The organism is Dietzia sp. HMSC21D01 (assembly GCF_001815995.1).
Lineage (GTDB): Bacteria > Actinomycetota > Actinomycetes > Mycobacteriales > Mycobacteriaceae > Dietzia > Dietzia cinnamea.
Map to the genome: position 1 here is coordinate 1 of NZ_KV823741.1, position 2033 is coordinate 2033.

The 2033-nt window shown below is 76.3% G+C and carries 1 pseudogene; it reads left to right on the forward strand.

Annotated elements, in window-relative coordinates:
* Window positions 1–42: 42 nt before the first annotated feature.
* Window positions 43–2033: pseudogene (locus tag HMPREF3086_RS03000) on the forward strand (AAA family ATPase); the annotation flags it as partial.

A 2033-nucleotide genomic window follows, 5' to 3' on the forward strand; every position in this document is an offset into this window, starting at 1 on the left:
GGTGCGGAGCCGACCCCCGCCCGCCCGGCGCCGCACACTCCGGTGCCCCAGCCCGACGACACCGGCAGCCCGTACGTGGGCCTGCGCCCGTACCTCGCCGAGGACGCCCCGCTCTTCCACGGCCGCCGGGCCGAGGTCGACCAGGTCCTGCGGCGACTGGCCGCCCCGCGCGTCCGGCCGCTGATGGTGGTGGGGGCGTCCGGGTCCGGTAAGTCCTCCCTGCTCGCGGCGGGTCTCGCCCCCCGCTGGGCGGCCGGGGACGCCGGGGGCGGGGTCCGGGGCGGTGATCACGTCGACGGCGACGACGGCGACGCACGGGTGGCGATCGTGAGGCCGTCCGAGGTGACCGCGGAACTGGCCGACGGCGGCGGCCTGCTGGTGGTGGACCAGCTCGAGGAGATCTGGGCCGACGATCTCGACGCCGGACGACGCGCGACCGTCCTGGACCTGCTCAGCCGCCGCGCCGCCGCCGGACGCCCGACCGTTCTGGCGCTGCGCGCGGACTTCTTCCAGGCCGCCCTCGCCGAGCCGGTCCTGCGCGAGGCCCTCGACGACCCGGTGGTGCTCGGCCCGCCGAGCCGCGAGCAGCTGGCCGAGATCATCGTCGAGCCCGCCCGGTCCCTGGGTTACACGGTCGAGCCGTCACTGGTGAACCTCCTGCTCGACGCGGTCGCCCCCACGCACGCCGGCGCCGACGAACGCTCGCTGCTGCCGCTGCTGTCCCACGTGCTGCTCGTGTGCTGGGAGCGCAGCCGACGGCGCCGTATCACCGTGGACGACTACTACTCGTCGGGCGGTGTCGAAGGCGCCGTCCGCGCGTCGGCGGAGTCCGTCTACCAGGAACTCGACCGGGCGGGACGGGCGAACTGCCGGGCCCTCTTCCTCCGGCTGGTCGACGTCCGCTCCGCCCGACCCGTCCGTCGCCACGCCCCGCTCGCCGAGCTGTCCGAGGACCTCCTCGTCGTCGCCACCCCCTTCGCCCACGCCGGCCTCCTCACCGTGGACGGTGACTCGGTCACCCCCACCCACGAGGTCCTCTTCTCCTCCTGGCCGCGCCTGGTCGACTGGATCGACGCGGACCGCGAGGGCCTGCGCGTCCTCGCCCGCGTGCGCGCGGCCGCCACCGACTGGGAGGACTCCGGCCGCGCCGACGCCGCCCTGCCCCCGGCGTCGGCCACCGCCGACTATGTGAGATGGAGGGACGACGACGAGGTCGCCAGCTCCCACCTGGCGGAATCGGAGAGGCAGTTCCTCGCCGCCGCGGAATCGCATCACCGGTCCGTGGCCCGGCGGGACCGCAGACGCATCCGCGCGCTGACCGGACTCGCGGCGTCGTTGGCGGTGGTGACCGTCCTGGCCCTGGTCGCCAGTGTGCTCGCGCTCCGGGCGGAGGCGGACGCCCGCCACACCCGCGACGTCGCCCTGTCGCGCTCGGGGTCGGTGTCCTCGACCACCGCGTTCAGCCGCGACCCCGGACTAGGGCGCGCTCTCGCGCTGGCCGCCTACCGGATCCACCCCACCACCGAGGCGCGATCGGCGCTGCTCAACACCAGCCGCGCCGACGTCCCGCTGCGATTCGAGGCCGCCGCCGGCTCCGGGCGTGTCGTGGCCCTGCCCGACGGCGCGGGCGTCGCCTCCGTCAGCTCCGACGGCGTGCTGCGGCTCTTCCGACCGGGCGACGAGGCCGCCTACGCCACCCTCGCGCTCGGCGCCGGGCCGCGGCACGAGCTGTACGCCGCCGACCTCTCGCCGGACGGCTCGGTCCTCGCGGCCGCCGGGCAGGGCGGCGTGCACCTGGTCGACCTCCGCGACCCCGCCGTGCCCACCGCCCTGTCCGTCCTCGAGGCCGACACCGGCCCGTTCCACTCCGTCGCCTTCTCCCCCGACGGCGCCACCCTCGCCGCTGCTCGCGGCCAACCGGACCGCCGGGATCAAGACACTGGTCGACGCCCACGCCGAGGGGCCCGCCCGCCGCGGACCCGCCCTCGACACCGGGCCCGTCGCGATGCCGATGTCGTTGGCGGTGAGCCCGG